Annotated in this window: 10 protein-coding genes, 4 tRNA genes, 4 rRNA genes and 2 pseudogenes; 3 read left to right on the forward strand and 17 right to left on the reverse strand. The window is 44.7% G+C overall.

The features are described from left to right. Nucleotides 1–220 precede the first annotated feature (220 nt). The 4 genes from OCV11_RS16420 to OCV11_RS16435 form a co-directional block, all read right to left on the reverse strand. Nucleotides 221–3004 (reverse strand): DNA polymerase, encoded by a 2784-nt coding sequence (locus tag OCV11_RS16420; protein WP_261894139.1) that lies wholly within the window; start codon nucleotides 3002–3004, stop codon nucleotides 221–223. Between the two features lie 301 nt (nucleotides 3005–3305). Further along, nucleotides 3306–3599 (reverse strand): hypothetical protein, encoded by a 294-nt coding sequence (locus tag OCV11_RS16425; protein ID WP_261894140.1) that lies wholly within the window; start codon nucleotides 3597–3599, stop codon nucleotides 3306–3308. 20 nt (nucleotides 3600–3619) lie between these two features. Continuing rightward, a complete protein-coding gene (locus OCV11_RS16430) occupies nucleotides 3620–4081 on the reverse strand; it encodes a hypothetical protein (protein WP_202652089.1) in 462 nt (153 codons plus the stop codon). Between the two features lie 727 nt (nucleotides 4082–4808). After that, nucleotides 4809–5054 (reverse strand): hypothetical protein, encoded by a 246-nt coding sequence (locus tag OCV11_RS16435; RefSeq protein WP_261894141.1) that lies wholly within the window; start codon nucleotides 5052–5054, stop codon nucleotides 4809–4811. A 269-nt stretch (nucleotides 5055–5323) separates the two neighbouring features. On the opposite strand from OCV11_RS16435, the gene OCV11_RS16440 reads away from it, so the two are divergent. Next, nucleotides 5324–6205 (forward strand): helix-turn-helix transcriptional regulator, encoded by an 882-nt coding sequence (locus OCV11_RS16440; RefSeq protein WP_261894142.1) that lies wholly within the window; start codon nucleotides 5324–5326, stop codon nucleotides 6203–6205. 602 nt (nucleotides 6206–6807) lie between these two features. Here OCV11_RS16440 and OCV11_RS25080 read toward each other — a convergent pair. The 5 genes and pseudogenes from OCV11_RS25080 to OCV11_RS16460 all read right to left on the reverse strand — a co-directional run. Then, nucleotides 6808–6907, reverse strand: a pseudogene (locus OCV11_RS25080) (DUF2787 domain-containing protein); the annotation flags it as partial. A gap of 17 nt (nucleotides 6908–6924) precedes the next feature. After that, entirely contained in the window at nucleotides 6925–7353 is a 429-nt protein-coding gene (locus OCV11_RS16445) for a hypothetical protein (protein ID WP_258636848.1), read from the reverse strand. Between the two features lie 12 nt (nucleotides 7354–7365). Further along, on the reverse strand, nucleotides 7366–7749 hold the full coding sequence (locus tag OCV11_RS16450; RefSeq protein WP_261894143.1) for a hypothetical protein: 384 nt from the start codon (nucleotides 7747–7749) through the stop codon (nucleotides 7366–7368). Nucleotides 7750–7831: 82 nt separating this feature from the next. Then, the gene (locus OCV11_RS16455; protein WP_261894145.1) at nucleotides 7832–9067 is read right to left on the reverse strand and encodes an integrase family protein; all 1236 of its coding nucleotides are present in this window, start codon (nucleotides 9065–9067) and stop codon (nucleotides 7832–7834) included. Between the two features lie 58 nt (nucleotides 9068–9125). Further along, on the reverse strand, nucleotides 9126–9890 hold the full coding sequence (locus tag OCV11_RS16460; protein ID WP_104975710.1) for a hypothetical protein: 765 nt from the start codon (nucleotides 9888–9890) through the stop codon (nucleotides 9126–9128). Nucleotides 9891–10254: 364 nt separating this feature from the next. Here OCV11_RS16460 and OCV11_RS16465 point away from each other — a divergent pair, with 364 nt between their 5' ends. Then, nucleotides 10255–10698, forward strand: a complete 444-nt coding sequence (locus OCV11_RS16465; protein WP_261894147.1) for a hypothetical protein — start codon at nucleotides 10255–10257, stop codon at nucleotides 10696–10698. 313 nt (nucleotides 10699–11011) lie between these two features. On the opposite strand, the gene OCV11_RS16470 is transcribed toward OCV11_RS16465, so the two are convergent. The 7 genes from OCV11_RS16470 to OCV11_RS16500 form a co-directional block, all read right to left on the reverse strand. Further along, nucleotides 11012–11088: transfer RNA gene (locus OCV11_RS16470), tRNA-Trp, on the reverse strand. Between the two features lie 53 nt (nucleotides 11089–11141). Continuing rightward, a tRNA-Asp gene (locus OCV11_RS16475) sits at nucleotides 11142–11218 on the reverse strand. A gap of 47 nt (nucleotides 11219–11265) precedes the next feature. Beyond that, nucleotides 11266–11381: ribosomal RNA gene (rrf, locus tag OCV11_RS16480) — 5S ribosomal RNA — on the reverse strand. A gap of 123 nt (nucleotides 11382–11504) precedes the next feature. Then, a 23S ribosomal RNA gene (locus OCV11_RS16485) occupies nucleotides 11505–14391 on the reverse strand. A 298-nt stretch (nucleotides 14392–14689) separates the two neighbouring features. Beyond that, nucleotides 14690–14765, reverse strand: a tRNA-Ala gene (locus tag OCV11_RS16490). Nucleotides 14766–14792: 27 nt separating this feature from the next. After that, nucleotides 14793–14869: transfer RNA gene (locus OCV11_RS16495), tRNA-Ile, on the reverse strand. A 60-nt stretch (nucleotides 14870–14929) separates the two neighbouring features. Then, nucleotides 14930–16472 (reverse strand): 16S ribosomal RNA (locus tag OCV11_RS16500). A gap of 899 nt (nucleotides 16473–17371) precedes the next feature. On the opposite strand from OCV11_RS16500, the pseudogene OCV11_RS16505 reads away from it, so the two are divergent. Next, nucleotides 17372–18037: pseudogene (locus OCV11_RS16505) on the forward strand (transposase). A gap of 95 nt (nucleotides 18038–18132) precedes the next feature. Here OCV11_RS16505 and rrf (OCV11_RS16510) read toward each other — a convergent pair. Next, a 5S ribosomal RNA gene (gene rrf, locus OCV11_RS16510) occupies nucleotides 18133–18248 on the reverse strand. The 16S, 23S and 5S rRNA genes sit together here with 4 tRNA genes alongside, the layout of an rRNA operon. Between the last annotated feature and the right edge of the window lie 74 nt (nucleotides 18249–18322).

Consider the following 18322-nt stretch of genomic DNA (forward strand, 5'->3'; position numbering starts at 1 on the left):
TTATAGTTTGCTTGCTATGTGATTTTAATTTCAAACCCTGATAGTAGCAGTCGTAGAGTGCGTGATTACTTCAGCAAGATTGCTACTCTACTACCTTCGGCTAATCCACCAGCACACTGCAGATAAACAACAGCAATCGTTCCACTACATTGCTACCACTGGTTCTGAAATAGAAAGCCAGATCCCTTTCGGAATCTGGCTTAGAGAGTGTTTCGTGATACTACGCAGCGAGTTTTTCAGTATGGTCAAGGTTGTATTCTTCAAGCATCAATACCGCTTCATCAACCTCGTCAGGGTGAAACACCAAGGTCAAATCCGCAGTCGGATACTCACGAACAAACCAAGACAACAGTGGTAGCATACGGGTCGTAATCGGTAACGAGGCTTCCAGTAGCTTACGTCCCTTCGAGTTCGCCAAGTCTTGCTTGGTGATACCTTTGATACCATTTGCTTCAAACATAGCAACCATTTGATCGTAATGACCACGAGGAGCACGCATAGGAGCCTCTGGTAGCCCCCATTTACCCTGAGTGATAGCGCGTAACATCTGAACCTTAAAAATGCCCTCTGAGCCATCCTCAAGGTATTTCACACCGGTACCCTTTAGGAAACGACGAACCTTGTAGAAGTCCATCCAATTGTCCCAATCTTCCATCGTTTTTAAGCAGTTGTTTACGCGCCACTCGTCGAAGTACGTACGAGCATCTAAACCTTCATCAACGGTATTCCATGGAACAGTATCGAACGATAGATGCTCTACCATTTCACCGCTAGCGGGATGACGAACTTTCACCATACGGGGGTTTACGGGACGACGTTTAAAATCCCAGTCGAGATTTAAACGTTGCTCGGTATGGATATCGACTAAGTCCATCTCTTTAAGCCACATATCACGCGCTGATGCCAAGTGTTTACGCGCAACTTTCTCACCCGGATAGCGATCTAAAAACTTTTTAACCATCCATGTGTTCTCGTCTTCACCTTTAGGTGGCTTTACGCCAGCTTTCGCACATACGGGCTTTGTATCACCTAGTTCTGCTGTTAATTGCCCGCGAGTTTTCATCGAAATAACCTGCTTCGCATGGTGCTTTAACTGCATCATTCCTTCGCCACTTACTTCGGTACAGATTTGCTGGAATCGTTGAGCTAATGGACCATCTAAGCATTGCTCTAATTGCTCTTCTGTGGCTTTGCAAAGCCAGCCGTCTGTTGTGGCTGAAATTATCTTAATGTCATCACCGTAACGTTCATTGAGCTTACGTATAACTTCTAACATGGTTGCGCGAACAAAACCCGTCGCATGTGCCGCATAGTGTGCATTAGTCACTGGTGAATAAGGTATTTTGCTACTTAGACCTGTAGCTAAATCGAAACCTGATTTATCTCGCAACCCTTGCCCAACTTTACCGTAAAGAGTGTTACCAATGAGCTTCCAAAGCTTCTCGTACAGCTCATTACCCTCTTCTTTATACTTAGCTCGTTGCTTACGAATCGTCTTGGTAAATTCTTTAAACTTAGATGTAGAGCCTTTCTTCCACGGTATTACCTGACCATGAAGAATTTCAATTTCTACACCAGCATCATGAGCTAATTGAAGTTCCGGCGCTGTTACGTATGTTTCACCTTCAAGTGGATAGTAGATCCCTCGAAGTGAAGTGCGGCAAGGCAAAAGTCCAAAATTTTCCTTGTCATCATGCTTGAAGCGAACATAAGCAAAGCCCATCTTATGACCGAGATAATCTTCAATATCCTTTGACTCAAACGAATTCAAATAGTCGGCTTCGAGAATATCGACGAGAGCCGTAGTGTAAGCTCCGGAAAGGTCGAAATCGTTGTAATCACCGACCTCTGTGGGGCCAAAGTACGCGCCAAAATTAGCTCCACCATAAAAACTTTTCACAGCTAGTGCGTCGGTATACTCACGGCTCACCGTCTTAGCCAGTTCAACGGAATTGCGAATAGAATTACTTTTAGCATGGTAGTACTGACTCTTGCGTTTTTCGTATCCTAAGAACTGATGCATCTCAGTCGCACCACCGCATGAATCACGAAACAACGACACACCGAGATTGCCTAATGTCGAAGGCAGGCTATTCAGCTCCAGACCGATATCTTTACGAAGATCAACCAACGCAAACTTCTGCATTCGCAACCCATATTCCAAGGCAATATCAGCATCACGAATAGCATATCGATTGAACAAGCTAGTATCCTTACAGTACAGGTCGTCCATTCGCTCTATCATGTTGTCTGGTAGCGTCATCTTAGGAAAACCACACTGCAATCCGAGCTCCTCAAGTGATGCCTTACTACTCAGCAAAAAGGTATCTACGAAGCGCACTTTGGTTTCGAAAGCATTGTTCGATGCAGAGTAGAACTTGGTGTTTTCTATTTTGTATTTACTGCGACCAATGGAGTCCAGATCGATACCATAAGCACCACGACCCGATGTGACAGTACCTTGCACCGTTGTCAGTGAATTCTTATGGTTCTTGTTGTTTGTACCAATGTTCCAAAACTCCTCGAATGAAGCGATGTCGGCACGAAGGAAATGCGCATAGATAAAGGTATGCTCAGGCCATTCATCGATGAAACCGCGCGCTTTAGTTTTTATCAGCAACTCTTGGATGAACTTGTCGAAGCTGCTCTTATAACCTTTCTTGGTAAGCTGTTTACGCTTATCCATTTCATCGTCCTTCGACAGCCCTTGATCACGACACTGTTTGATCAGTTTCGCCATGTCAGTATGTTTCACGCCACTAAACGACTTATCACCAATGCGGACACTGTAGGAGTAACAAAGAATATCGTTCTTCTCTGTCTCATTGTTAAAGACCCACTCAGAGTCTATCGATATGTGGATGGCTTTACCCTTGCCACGCATTGCAGCCCACGGAGCAGATTTAACCCCCTCTAAGTATTGATTAATACGTTCATCGACTTCCTTTTTAGCTTCCTCACGCCCTCGCAGCTCGGCTTCGAATTTGCTAACTTGATCATCCAAAAGCAATGACTTTGTATCGAAGAATGTAGATTGAAAGAAGTCTTCTAACTCACGCTCGGTTTCCCGCATCAATTGATAAGTTGTTTTTGGGGCTGTTTCTAATGTTTTCATCTTTATTTACCCATTCGTTAAGAATAAAAAAGACGAAGTACATCCATTACCGGGCATACTTCGTCGGTTATCGGATATAGAAAGATTGGTAATAAAGAGGTGCTCTAGGGAGACTAGTTTAGAAAAGACTGGTATAGAATGGTGCGCACGTAGGCTTGGCTTGCTAGACCGTATTGCAGCGAAGTAGAACTTACTTATTGACGTAGGTAAAGGCAGCTCGAATCACTGGAAGGATGTCTTTCTGGTATCCGAATCCGGTTTTCTTCTCGCCATTCTTATCGTAGATCTTACCTAGACGATGCTTAATACTGTTTTTCAGATATTTTCGGTCGCCTAATTCATAGTCACGGGTATCGATTACACGCTCCGTTAGTTGAATAAAATAGTCAGCATTACCGTTGTAGCGAACAGGTTCATTTGTCTTCACTGCATCGATAAAATCAGCTTCAAGTCGAGTTAAGTTTTTCATTACTTCAGTATTCATAGCTTACACCTTGGTTGTGTTTAGTTAGTTGATAGAATTTTATTTAGATCTGGTTGTACAAACTTACCAGCTTCAAAGGACACCAGCGCATCATGCAATGCATCAGCAACCTTCTCACGGGCTTCTAATTGGGAGATAGGCAGGAAGCTCAATATCGCATCACCCTCACCACGAATCAGAATGCCTTTATGATCTCGACCATTACAGATCTCGACCGCCTCGATAGTAGAACAGCGAACGTGATTACCTTTGCCTAAATTAATAAAACTGTCCGACTCAATCACCTCATCAATGCAAGCGTCAGCATCGGAGACCGTCTTACCCTCTTGATCTGAAAGCTTTGCGTAGGAAATTTGTCGTCCTTTACCGTCTAGAAGGATGCATAAGTCTTCAAGTCGAATAATCGAAGCAATTAACTTCATTGCTAAGGTATTGCCATCAAGGGTTTGGATGAACCCTTTATCGGTCTTCTTGCGTGTCATTTTGTTCGCCTTTTATGTAGTTACTTTTAAAGACGGCACAAAGTCGAAATATCGAAAATGTACCGTTAATATAGTGTTCTAAAGTTCAAGGCAAACTTGATAATAGGTAAAGGCTTTCGATATAGGTGTCTAAGCGTATGACATCGATTGAAAGGCTTACTCAAGCCGAAAAGACAATATCGAAAAAGGCCAAATTAAGATGCCAGTGAATCATCACTACAAAGATAGATATACGAACCTCAGCAACGCTTGTCGCATTGCACAACGAGTTCTGATATTTAGTAGGAGATCCCCACCACAACAGGTCTCCCGTGGTGCTCTAAAGACCAAATAACCGATGTATTCGTTTAAAAAAAGAGAGTCCCCCCTCCTTTTGCAAGGCTTAATCAGCCTTTCCCAAAACCCCACCTAGGATCCCACCGACTAACGCTCCAATCGGTATTGATGCGGGGTGCGGAATTCGAGAAGCAACAATTATCCCGATAGCACATCCTTTCTTTGCTCCGCTCACACTGAGTTCTATATCGATTTTTGTATCTTGGTCTCGGTTCGGGTAGTGAACATGAATTGCCTTACTCTGCATTGGATTCCCTTAATAAATGATAAAGGGCGACAACGTGATTAACGCTGCCGCCCTTGTTGATGTTGCATTGCTCTGTTCTAACCGAGAGTCCCCACTTTCAAATCAGAAGCTAGAGCAATACAACAAACCTGTTTTTCGAAATGATTACTTAGCGGTCTTGGGCTGGCATTTCGCAGCATCCATGACTTTGCCATTCATGGTTCCACAGGCATCGGCATACCACTCAATACGAGGGCCAGACTGAGAGTAAACTTGTTTACCTGCTTTCCCATTCCAGGATTTTTCTATCTTCGAAATGTCAGCCGGATTACCGCCAAATGTGCCGCCAGCGAATGATGATGTGGTAGCGAATAGACACGATAGACCTAGTAGGATGATTGATTTTTTCATTGTGTTGTTTCCTTGAGAATACGTCATGACGCCATCGGTAAAGGCACCGAAAGCGAGAATGGTTAATAGTTTAAAGAGGGTGTTCGACAGGTTGTGTCGAGACGAGTGAATCAATTTCACTCAGGTTATACATGCCTTGTCAGACATACGCTGTGGCGACCAATAAAAGCGATAGCAATATCAGTAACCTTATGAAGTTTCGCTAGAAATAATCAGTGTTTCTGAAAGCCCGACACACCCTGACGAGGGGTCTATCTACAATGCGTAGCATGAAAGAACACGACACCCTAGCGAAAAGACTTGGTATTATTTTGACCCGTTTGAATACGGGAGAACGGCTATATCTGGAAGAATTGAGGCGAGAGTTCGGTGTGAGTGAAAGAACCCTGCAGCGTGATTTCAATGAGCGTTTAAATTACCTCCCTATTCAACGCGAAGGTGCGTGTTACTTTCTTGACCCAAAGGTTCTGGGTAGGCAGACCAACCACGAAATATCAACGTTACTCGCCAACATGGGACTCGATACACTGTTTTCGGGTAAGCACTACCTAAGTAACGGTGTGCTCAACAACAAATCGACGCCGCCGTTTCTATTCAAGAACCCGCACATCGAAGACATTAGTGATTACTCCAACATGTTCGAGAAACTTATCGAATCGGTCCAGAGGCGAAATGTAATCAGCTTTACCTGCGAAGGCAAAACTTACGATAGGTTTTACCCCTACCGCTTGTTGAATGAGCGTGGGTTGTGGCACGTGGCTGGAACTCAGAGAAACCGCCTAGAGTCACTCAGAATCGTGAAAATTCGTGATTTAATCCGCTACGAAGATAAATATTCTCCCGACCCTAGCGTTGAACAGAGGCTTACTGACCGAGGATATGAGGGGGAGTTACTCAATCCCGTTGAGGTTCTTATGCAGATGAGCAGTAAAGTGACCGACGCATTCTTGAATGAAAGTAATACCGGCGACTTCCAAGTATTGAAAGAACTGGATTCGGGCAGCCTGCTTATCAGCCACCAAACCAAGAACATTCCTCGTTTATTACGCCAGCTCAAAGCGTGGCTTCCTCATGCCGAAGTACTCTCACCTGACTGGGTACGTTACTTGTTAAAGCAAGAGTTACAAACCTATCTGGACTCAACCAAGTAGAAAGCTAGAGCACTGATTGACGGTAAACAGGGCCTTCTTGATGGTGGCACTCTGTGCTGTCCAATTACCGCGACATAATGTTGTTTCACTGGGCCACTACAGCCCTCCCTCACCAAGAACTTACCACTATGTGTTGATTTTTGAGTAACCGATGTAGGGTATGAAGAGTGACTGATTTAGCAGAATCACAAACCGATACCAAGCAAGGTAAAACTCAAAACGATGCTATTTTTAAGCTAACGCTAATAAACTAATAAATAACTCCGGCAGGAGGTTGCTATTAAAGGGGTTACAGGTTTATCAGACCACACACCCTCTAGTGTCAACCGATCCAATTAAGCGACCAACCAATTGACTTTACTTTCAGACTGTCCAACCCAATTTACTCCCATTGCAACTGAAGCAATGGGAGTTTTCTATCAGTCCATAAACGTTCCAACATGGTGCAACGGATGTACAATCCTTGAGTTAGGTTTATCAATTAAGCGCCAATACCCCATTACTCATCCACCCACTTAAACTGATGAACAGGACAAAACCGTAGAGCACTTTTCCCTTACGCGCTCCGGTCAAGTTCCTGTTCATCACAACACTAATAAGCGCTATGCATCTTCTGTCATTACCTTAATTTCATCGAAGCAGTCCATCGATAGATACGACAGAAAATTACTCTCCCCACATCAAGTAGAACTCAGTGACACTCGGCTATATATGAGAGATTAATCAGGGTTAGAGGCTAATGCTCGAAGCTCAGTTTTCACCACTTCATAGCGCTCAGACACCTGATGTAAGAACACATTATCGGGTACAGGATCAAGGATAGAGATAGTTCGCAGGATAGAAGCTAAGAACCCGCACGAATTGCTGCTTCCACCTGTTATTACTGGTTTCAATGCTGCTGACTTGAGTGTTTTACCTATTTGATCATCGAGCAGTGTAAAGATAGCTTCAAGACGGACCCAACTGTTCGAAAACAATCCTGACGACGAGTTTTTAGAAACACGTATATAGAACTCCTGATCATCCTCTTTATAGGCAATCTGGTACTCAAGGAAGCTCTCAGATTTAGGACTAAGCTTTGGACTCTGCCCTTCTTTAACAATGGTGAATAGATCAACTTCGTTCTCAGTTACAGGTTCTTGGCTCATACAAATCCCCCCTTATTCAGCCAGTTCAATTAACGTTTTAATCGCTTGAGTAGCGTTACTCGTAGAACCCACCACAAAACTTCCACTGCCATCGTCAGCATGGACACAGCACGCAAAGACATAGGGTTCAGTCTCGTCTGGTAGCAAAATGACAAACTCAGGGTTTTCTAACGCATATGACAGAATGACTTCCGTATCTTCATCAACGTCAACTAAGTCTTGATCGGTATCATTTCGCTCAATCAAAATCAGACACGTAGAAACTTCCTCCCAAAATTTCTCAGCCTCATCACGGTCACCAGACCAAGGAAGCAATAGTTGTTGCATCAATTGCTCTTTAATCGGTAAGGGCAACTCCAACCGTTCAGCATCAGTAAGGCTTTTCACAACTTTCATTGAATTTCTCCATCTAAATTCCAGATACGAAAAAGCCCCTGAATAGTGCTAACTATTCGGGGGCTATCTATTTCATTTAATATTAGTTTTCAGATGACTTAGGTTCGGGTAGCGCTATATTATCACTGGCTCTCTCAACCATATCAGACAAAGCATTCGCTCCACGTTCTAGTGCTGTCTTATCAAAATGCCGGTAAAGTAAGGTACTCGACATAGCAGCGTGGTTTAAAACACGCTGAACCGACGTAACATCCATCCCAGAGTTCAGTAGATTACTCGCTACCGAATGCCTCGCAGTATGGAAAACAACCCCCTCAGGGTCGATACCAGCACGATCAAGTATCAACCTCAAAGCTTTACGTGGCGGTGATATATGTGTCCCATCTCGACTACCGGGAAACACATGTGGATTCCCCGGTTTCTTTATGTCCTGAAGCTCAGAAAGTAACTCCAACATCAGTGGCGATAAATAGACTAAATGGGGTTTCTTATTTTTGGTCGTTTTGATGAAAAGTGTACGATTATCAAAATCAACGTCACTCCATTGCCTCTCCATTAACTCAGATATTCTACAACCTGTTAACCACAATAGCGCAATCAGATTCCCTTTCACTTTACAGTAATAAGTTCGAGCAACCTTTATCAGTAAAGCAGTTTCCTCAACATTTAAGAATCGCTCACGGGCACCATTCTCAGGCAGTAAGCTAACCTTAGTTGCATGATTAGGCAGATCAAAAACCTTAGATGATAGTGAGCAAAATCCCTTAACAAGTGCAATAACCCTGTTATTCGTGGCTACAGAATACGGTTTACCATTATAGGTTTCAGTGGCGAGGTGGGATTGAAGCTTCATGATGGCATGAGCAGAAAGTCTATCCATGGGAATTTTGTAGATGGGCTTACATCGCAAGAACCGTGTTTCATCATCACGCCATGACCTCTTACGATTTTTCGCCCAAGGTAGATATGTTTCGTGGAAGAAAGTGTACACATCTGGCATCACAATAGCAGAGCGGGAATCACGTTCTAGCTTCGGATCAATACCATCAGCAATTTGTACTTTTAGCTTTCGTGCTTTGGTTCTGGCATCGTTTACATCCAAATCTGGCCAGCGTCCTAAAGCGATACTCGTTTTCTTTCTAGTTACCGGGCTGACATAACGTAGAAGGTACCGTTTGTTTCCCGTCCTGCCGACAAGTACCTTTAGACCAATGATCTGTTCATCAGACCATTCAATATCATTAGCTTTATTTGTCGATGGGGGAATCGGGAGCGCTTTAATAGCAGACGGGGTAAAGTTAATAGTTCGGTTGGTCACATGAAGACTCCTATGTGGTTAACATTAGAATCTTCATATATGTCAGTAAGATAGATTGTTACTGGTCAAAAGTATCTTCACTATCTTCACTCGAAAAGTGTTCAATAAGAAACTGCACTGGCTTACTCAGGACCTTATGTACTTTCATAGCCTTAGCTGTAAAAGCGTCGATTTTGTCAATCAACACACCTAATTTTTGAAGAACCTCAGCATTACTATGTTCCTCATTTTTCAGCTCAGACTGGTTAGCGAAGACCATTCCTATAGTTGATTGGAGAGATTGTTTTAAACCTTTAGCACCTTTAATCCTATACATAGCGAGAGCAGTACGTAAACGCTCAATTTCTTCTAAGAGCGTCAATCGCAAAATATCGTTTACAGAACTACTGATCGTTGCTTCAAACAAATCGTCAATCATCTTTTTAATCAGTTCAAGCTCCTCACTATCAATACTTTCCTCTTGATAAGAGTTCTTTAATAGCTCTGAGCAAAACTGCAACCTAGTCATTGCACCATCATTAAGATGCTTTTTAGGTCCTTGCCACGAGACGTCTAAATTTAATGGAAATATTGCTTTTTCAATCTGCGGAAATGAAGATAAATACAGGGGTGCATTCACATCAGAAATCATATTTACAAGCGATTTAACTTCCTCCCCAAGACTGTACAAAGCTACGACATGACTTATAACTAGTGAATCATTTTTTTCATCGACGTCAAATACCTTCGCCCAAACACTCCTAACCTTAGAGTTATCACCTTGCCCCTTAGCCTTCATCAAAAGGGCGTAATATCTACCCGCTGGATTATTTTCATCTACCAAAGCTAAATCTCCATTCAATATGCCGGCAACAACTAATAAAGTTTATCTCGTCATTCAATCTTATCGTATTGGGAAAGGTCACAACTCACTGAAATATCTGGAATCAAATTCTAAATCTCAGATACTGTCTTTAGCAATGTATATTGCCGTCATTCTTGTGTCGGTTAGTGTTGTAATCCCATCCTTAACCATCACCACAGCAATAATAAACGAAAACTGGCAACGCTATAGCATTGCTACAACAAGGACTGAAATTTATCTCAGAGAACGCTATAGCATTGAGTTAAGGTACATTAACGATTACGACGGTTAACATGTCAAAGTTGATACTACTAGAAAATGTTATTGAACTAAGGAGAAAGATATGGGGATTTCAGATTTAGAAAAACTAAAGAAACTGAGTTGGTATATCACCGTTCCTTTGTTGGTATTTGCATGGGTAATGCAGGATAAAGCTTACTTAGATCCTACATTTTTCACTTTCTTTGGGGGGTTAAACGTCATCGGGACGTATTTCACAAAGATAGTTGTAGCTTTGTTTGTTGTTTTTATAGTTTGGATAGAGTTGGTATCCCGAATGGGAAATGCAGACAAAGTATTTACCCTTCTGTTCGCGACGTTCATCCTAACGATTGCTGGTGTAGGTGTGGGGTTAAACTTGCTCAATCCAACTGGAACACAGCCCCCTTTCAATATCTATTGGTTCATTGCACTTGGATCAATTGCTTTCAATCTATACGAAATGCTAGAAGCTAACATCAAAGCCGAAGAAAAACTTAGAAACGCCCCTGAAACGTCTGTGCAGTAATTGCGGAGTATCTTTTACGAAAGTACCGGATATGGACCATACCGTTGTCGAATTTCTATGAAAGGTGTTTGTTGGCAATATTCACCCTAGGTACACGCAAGCGCTATTTGTGGCTGTATAGCTCACCACGAGGTTGAAGCTGAAAAGACAGGATATGAACCGGAAGGAAACTTGGAAAGCTGTATGGAGCGATTCTGATGAGGATTTTCGGGTGGGTATGGGGTAGAGATCCGAAAGCCTTTATTTTTCATAAGGCCAGAAACAAAAAAGTCTCAGCCAAAGCTGAGACTTTTCATATCCCGTAAGGGAAATATGGCAGGGGTGGAGAGATTCGAACTCCCAACACGCGGATTTGGAATCCGCTGCTCTGCCAATTGGAGCTACACCCCTAAAACTTTCAGATACTAAAAAACCCCAGTCTGGGACTAAGGTTCTAAAGTAAGTGGCGGAACGGACGGGACTCGAACCCGCGACCCTCGGCGTGACAGGCCGATATTCTAACCAACTGAACTACCGCTCCGCTGTATTCTTATTAACAAGATATCCATCTCGCTAATGCAATTTAAAGCCTGGCGATGTCCTACTCTCACATGGGGAAACCCCACACTACCATCGGCGCTAATTCGTTTCACTTCTGAGTTCGGCATGGAATCAGGTGGGTCCAAATCGCTATGGTCGCCAAGCAAATTCTGTTTTATTTTCACTTTTTTAAAAGTGAAGACAAAAAATCTGGAAAGCTGTTTTTAATAAAGTTCAAACACAATCAAATGTCTTTATTGAGTCCTACAAAACCCTTTTGGTGTTGTATGGTTAAGTCTCACGGGCAATTAGTACAGGTTAGCTCAACGCCTCACAACGCTTACACACCCTGCCTATCAACGTTCTAGTCTCGAACAACCCTTTAGGACGCTTATAGCGCCAGGGAGAACTCATCTCAAGGCTCGCTTCCCGCTTAGATGCTTTCAGCGGTTATCGATTCCGAACTTAGCTACCGGGCAATGCGTCTGGCGACACAACCCGAACACCAGAGGTTCGTCCACTCCGGTCCTCTCGTACTAGGAGCAGCCCCTTTCAATTCTCCAACGCCCACGGCAGATAGGGACCGAACTGTCTCACGACGTTCTAAACCCAGCTCGCGTACCACTTTAAATGGCGAACAGCCATACCCTTGGGACCGACTTCAGCCCCAGGATGTGATGAGCCGACATCGAGGTGCCAAACACCGCCGTCGATATGAACTCTTGGGCGGTATCAGCCTGTTATCCCCGGAGTACCTTTTATCCGTTGAGCGATGGCCCTTCCATTCAGAACCACCGGATCACTATGACCTGCTTTCGCACCTGCTCGAACCGTCATTCTCGCAGTTAAGCGGGCTTATGCCATTGCACTAACCTCACGATGTCCAACCGTGATTAGCCCACCTTCGTGCTCCTCCGTTACTCTTTGGGAGGAGACCGCCCCAGTCAAACTACCCACCAGGCACTGTCCTTGTCCCAGATAATGGGACTAAGTTAGAACATCAAACATACAAGGGTGGTATTTCAAGGTCGACTCCACGAAAACTGGCGTCTTCGCTTCATAGCCTCCCACCTATCCTACACATGTAGGCTCAATGTTCAGTGCCAAGCTGTAGTAAAGGTTCACGGGGTCTTTCCGTCTAGCCGCGGGTACACTGCATCTTCACAGCGATTTCAATTTCACTGAGTCTCGGGTGGAGACAGCGTGGCCATCATTACGCCATTCGTGCAGGTCGGAACTTACCCGACAAGGAATTTCGCTACCTTAGGACCGTTATAGTTACGGCCGCCGTTTACCGGGGCTTCGATCAAGAGCTTCGCTTGCGCTAACCCCATCAATTAACCTTCCGGCACCGGGCAGGCGTCACACCGTATACGTCATCTTACGATTTTGCACAGTGCTGTGTTTTTAATAAACAGTTGCAGCCACCTGGTATCTGCGACTCTCAATAGCTCCATCCGCAAGGGACTTCACCGTCGAGAGCGTACCTTCTCCCGAAGTTACGGTACCATTTTGCCTAGTTCCTTCACCCGAGTTCTCTCAAGCGCCTTGGTATTCTCTACCCGACCACCTGTGTCGGTTTGGGGTACGATTCCTTACAATCTGAAGCTTAGAGGCTTTTCCTGGAAGCATGGCATCAATGACTTCACACCCTTAGGTGCTCGACATCGTGTCTCAGTCTTAGGTGTCCGGATTTGCCTAAACACCCAACCTACGCACTTGAACTTGGACGACCGTCGCCAAGCCCACCTAGCCTTCTCCGTCCCCCCATCGCAATTGTAAGAAGTACGGGAATATTAACCCGTTTCCCATCGACTACGCATTTCTGCCTCGCCTTAGGGGTCGACTTACCCTGCCCCGATTAACGTTGGACAGGAACCCTTGGTCTTCCGGCGTGGAGGTTTTTCACCCCCATTATCGTTACTCATGTCAGCATTCGCACTTCTGATACCTCCAGCAAGCTTTACAACTCACCTTCAACGGCTTACAGAACGCTCCCCTACCCAATACAATAAATTGCATTGCCGCAGCTTCGGTTTATAGCTTAGCCCCGTTACATCTTCCGCGCAGGCCGACTCGACTAGTGAGCTATTACGCTTTCTTTAAATGATGGCTGCTTCTAAGCCAACATCCTAGCTGTCTAAGCCTTCCCACATCGTTTCCCACTTAGCTATAATTTGGGACCTTAGCTGGCGGTCTGGGTTGTTTCCCTCTTCACGACGGACGTTAGCACCCGCCGTGTGTCTCCCGGATAGTACTTACTGGTATTCGGAGTTTGCAAAGGGTTGGTAAGTCGGGATGACCCCCTAGCCTTAACAGTGCTCTACCCCCAGTAGTATTCGTCCGAGGCGCTACCTAAATAGCTTTCGGGGAGAACCAGCTATCTCCGAGTTTGATTGGCCTTTCACCCCTAGCCACAAGTCATCCGCTAATTTTTCAACATTAGTCGGTTCGGTCCTCCAGTTGATGTTACTCAACCTTCAACCTGCCCATGGCTAGATCACTCGGTTTCGGGTCTATATCCAGAGACTGTGCGCCCAGTTAAGACTCGGTTTCCCTACGGCTCCCCTAAACGGTTAACCTTGCCACTGAATATAAGTCGCTGACCCATTATACAAAAGGTACGCAGTCACCCCACAAAGGAGGCTCCTACTGCTTGTACGTACACGGTTTCAGGTTCTATTTCACTCCCCTCACAGGGGTTCTTTTCGCCTTTCCCTCACGGTACTGGTTCACTATCGGTCAGTCAGGAGTATTTAGCCTTGGAGGATGGTCCCCCCATGTTCAGACAGGATAACACGTGTCCCGCCTTACTCGTTTTCACTTACTGTGCGTTATCAGCTACGGGGCTATCACCCTGTATCGCGGCCCTTTCCAGAGCCTTCGCCTGACGCATAATAAGCTTAAGGGCTAATCCAATTTCGCTCGCCGCTACTTTCGGAATCTCGGTTGATTTCTTTTCCTCGGGGTACTTAGATGTTTCAGTTCTCCCGGTTCGCTTCTTTAACCTATGTATTCAGTTAAAGATAACTGCTTATGCAGTTGGGTTTCCCCATTCGGAAATCGTAGACTCAAGTGGCTCTTACTGCCTCATCTACGCTTATCGCAAGTTAGTACGTCCTTCATCGCCTCTGACTGCCAAGGCATCCACCGTGTACGCTTAGTCACTTAACCATACAACCCAAAAAAGTTTCGAGTTGATGAACAAGTCACCAAGGTTTGTCTGCATTTTTATACATGTTGCAGACTCGATATTGCCGGACTCAATTTTGAATATTTACTTAAAAAGTAAATCCAAGAACACTTGAATGTGTTTTTGTTTGTCTTCTTAACGAAGACAATTGAGAACTTTACAAACAATCTTCTATTTCAATGAAATAAAACATTGTTTTGTCAGCTTTCCAAATTGTTAAAGAGCAAAGATTTCTTTCGAAACCATTTTTAAGAACACTATCGCTAATGCGCTTAAAGATGGTGGAGCTATGCGGGATCGAACCGCAGACCTCCTGCGTGCAAGGCAGGCGCTCTCCCAGCTGAGCTATAGCCCCATCTAGTTGTTTCTTCCAAAGAAGAATTGGTGGGTCTGAGTGGACTCGAACCACCGACCTCTCGCTTATCAGGCGAACGCTCTAACCACCTGAGCTACAGACCCACTAGGTGCTCTATAAACCGTATCAATCTGTGTGAACACTCATCGCAATAATCTTCGTATTAAGGAGGTGATCCAGCGCCAGGTTCCCCTAGCGCTACCTTGTTACGACTTCACCCCAGTCATGAACCACAAAGTGGCAAGCGTCCCCCCGAAGGTTAAACTACCTGCTTCTTTTGCAGCCCACTCCCATGGTGTGACGGGCGGTGTGTACAAGGCCCGGGAACGTATTCACCGTGGCATTCTGATCCACGATTACTAGCGATTCCGACTTCATGGAGTCGAGTTGCAGACTCCAATCCGGACTACGACGCACTTTTTGGGATTCGCTCACTTTCGCAAGTTGGCTGCCCTCTGTATGCGCCATTGTAGCACGTGTGTAGCCCTACTCGTAAGGGCCATGATGACTTGACGTCGTCCCCACCTTCCTCCGGTTTATCACCGGCAGTCTCCCTGGAGTTCCCACCATTACGTGCTGGCAAACAAGGATAAGGGTTGCGCTCGTTGCGGGACTTAACCCAACATTTCACAACACGAGCTGACGACAGCCATGCAGCACCTGTCTCAGAGTTCCCGAAGGCACTAAAGCATCTCTGCTAAATTCTCTGGATGTCAAGAGTAGGTAAGGTTCTTCGCGTTGCATCGAATTAAACCACATGCTCCACCGCTTGTGCGGGCCCCCGTCAATTCATTTGAGTTTTAATCTTGCGACCGTACTCCCCAGGCGGTCTACTTAACGCGTTAGCTCCGAAAGCCACGGCTCAAGGCCACAACCTCCAAGTAGACATCGTTTACGGCGTGGACTACCAGGGTATCTAATCCTGTTTGCTCCCCACGCTTTCGCATCTGAGTGTCAGTGTCTGTCCAGGGGGCCGCCTTCGCCACCGGTATTCCTCCAGATCTCTACGCATTTCACCGCTACACCTGGAATTCTACCCCCCTCTACAGCACTCTAGCCTGCCAGTTTCAAATGCGATTCCGAGGTTAAGCCCCGGGCTTTCACATCTGACTTAACAGACCACCTGCATGCGCTTTACGCCCAGTAATTCCGATTAACGCTCGCACCCTCCGTATTACCGCGGCTGCTGGCACGGAGTTAGCCGGTGCTTCTTCTGCAGCTAACGTCAAATGATGAGAGTATTAATCTCACCATCTTCCTCACTGCTGAAAGTACTTTACAACCCGAAGGCCTTCTTCATACACGCGGCATGGCTGCATCAGGCTTGCGCCCATTGTGCAATATTCCCCACTGCTGCCTCCCGTAGGAGTCTGGACCGTGTCTCAGTTCCAGTGTGGCTGATCATCCTCTCAGACCAGCTAGGGATCGTCGCCTTGGTGAGCCCTTACCTCACCAACTAGCTAATCCCATCTGGGCGTATCCGATAGCGAAAGGTCCGAAGATCCCCTTCTTTGCTCTTGCGAGGTTATGCGGTATTAGCCATCGTTTCCAATGGTTATCCCCCTCTATCGGGCAACTTCCCAGACATTACTCACCCGTCCGCCGCTCGCCACCCAAGGAACAAGTTCCTCTGTGCTGCCGCTCGACTTGCATGTGTTAGGCCTGCCGCCAGCGTTCAATCTGAGCCATGATCAAACTCTTCAATTAAAAGTTTTTTCGGCTCAATGAATACTGAATAAATTGACTGTGCTAAGACCGAAGTCTTAATTGGTCACTCAGTTCATTGAAACCATTGTGCTTCCTAAGAAGCTATGATTATCATCAACGAGTGCCCACACAGATTGATAGGTTTAAATTGTTAAAGAGCTTGCTTTTCAAGAACTTTTCTTTCGAAGCGGAGGTGCATTCTAGCGATTTCGTTGTCAGTGTCAAACACTTTTTTCAACTTTCTCATTCGAGCGTCTTATCCTCTTACTGATACCGCTGAAGCCTTGTGGCGTCTGCCGTGTCAGTGGGGCGCATTATAGGGAGTTATAAAATGTTGGCAAGCAGAATCATGCGTTTTTTTACTAAAAATGACGCGTTCGCACAAACAAACACCAAAGAGCGCATAATAGCAACAATAGTATCGGTAATTGACTATCAAACAATCTGATAAATGTTAGTAGATAAAGTACCTATAAAAGCGTATTAGTCTGTATATCCGAAAATTCTTGTCAAAAAGTAGAACTATAAGGGTATAAATTTTTCCCTTCGATAAAAATTAAATCACGCTTCTATTTTAATAACTTCATAGAAAACTAAACTAATGATTACATTGCAGATGACTAGGTCTGATGATTAGATAGGTTTTGGCACATATTATCATTCGATATCGTATCCAACGTCTCTTATCTTTCTCGTGAAGAGAAACTCTTGTTTATCCCCTAACAATTGCACCAAGCCAAAACAACTTAAAGAAATTCCAGATAAAGCGATTATAAATGTTCCTTGGCATATCAGATTTGCTGTGTAGTCCTAAAAATCAACTCAACACGATGATTTGGGATTTAAGCACCAGGGGAACTTGGAGCGACTATCTCGCCAGTCAGTAAAAATCCATTCAAATGAAAATGAGATTACTGCCCTTGCTCATTTCAAATGACGGACATTATCTTACCCAAATTGCCAAGTTTCTTAAGGTAAGTCGTACCAACGTGAATAAATGGGTTCATACCTTTCTCGAAGAAGGTCTAGAAGGACTGCAAGCACAAGACGATTTTAAAAAATTCAATTCGAAACAATCCTTAAGCTCCCAGGACATCTGTCTCTAGAGTGTGTCAATGTCTGGTTTCAGGACGAAGCAATATTTGGACAACAAAATACGACAACCCGCTTATGGGCTGAAAAAGGAACTCGCCCAAGAGCGGTGAAGCGATGGTCGTCCCTTGGGTCAATAAAGACATCATGATAGAGCATTTAAAACAAATATCGGCAGTCACAGAGAAAGGAGGTCACGCCATTGTGGTGATGGACGGGGCTGGGTGGCATACAGAAGGTATTCGGAGGAATTTAATAACGTCAGCGTCATCAAACTACCACCCTATTCACCAGAGCTGAATCCAATAGAACAAGTATGGAGTTGGTTAAGACAACATTATCTAGCCAACCAATCGTTTATTGATTACGAGGATATTGTCACCAAAGTCTGCGATGCATTGAATAGTTTTTTAGATTGTTCCCAAAGAGTCAAAAAGATGTGCTTGAGAAGATGGATAGACCTGACCAGTTAGTTTTCCAGATTGGTATGATCTTCGCGAATTTTTGAAAAATATGAAGTGTCTAGAAAGCAAAAAACCCAGCCGAAGCTGGGTTTCTTAAAATTAAAGCCTGGCGATGTCCTACTCTCACATGGGGAAACCCCACACTACCATCGGCGCTAATTCGTTTCACTTCTGAGTTCGGCATGGAATCAGGTGGGTCCAAATCGCTATGGTCGCCAAGCAAATTCTTTAATTTAGAAAGCTGTTTTCAAAGTCTCAACACAATTCAAGTGTCTTAATCGAGTCCTACAAAAC

Origin of the sequence: Vibrio porteresiae DSM 19223, from assembly GCF_024347055.1 — a bacterium.
In the GTDB taxonomy this organism is placed as follows: Bacteria; Pseudomonadota; Gammaproteobacteria; order Enterobacterales; family Vibrionaceae; genus Vibrio; species Vibrio porteresiae.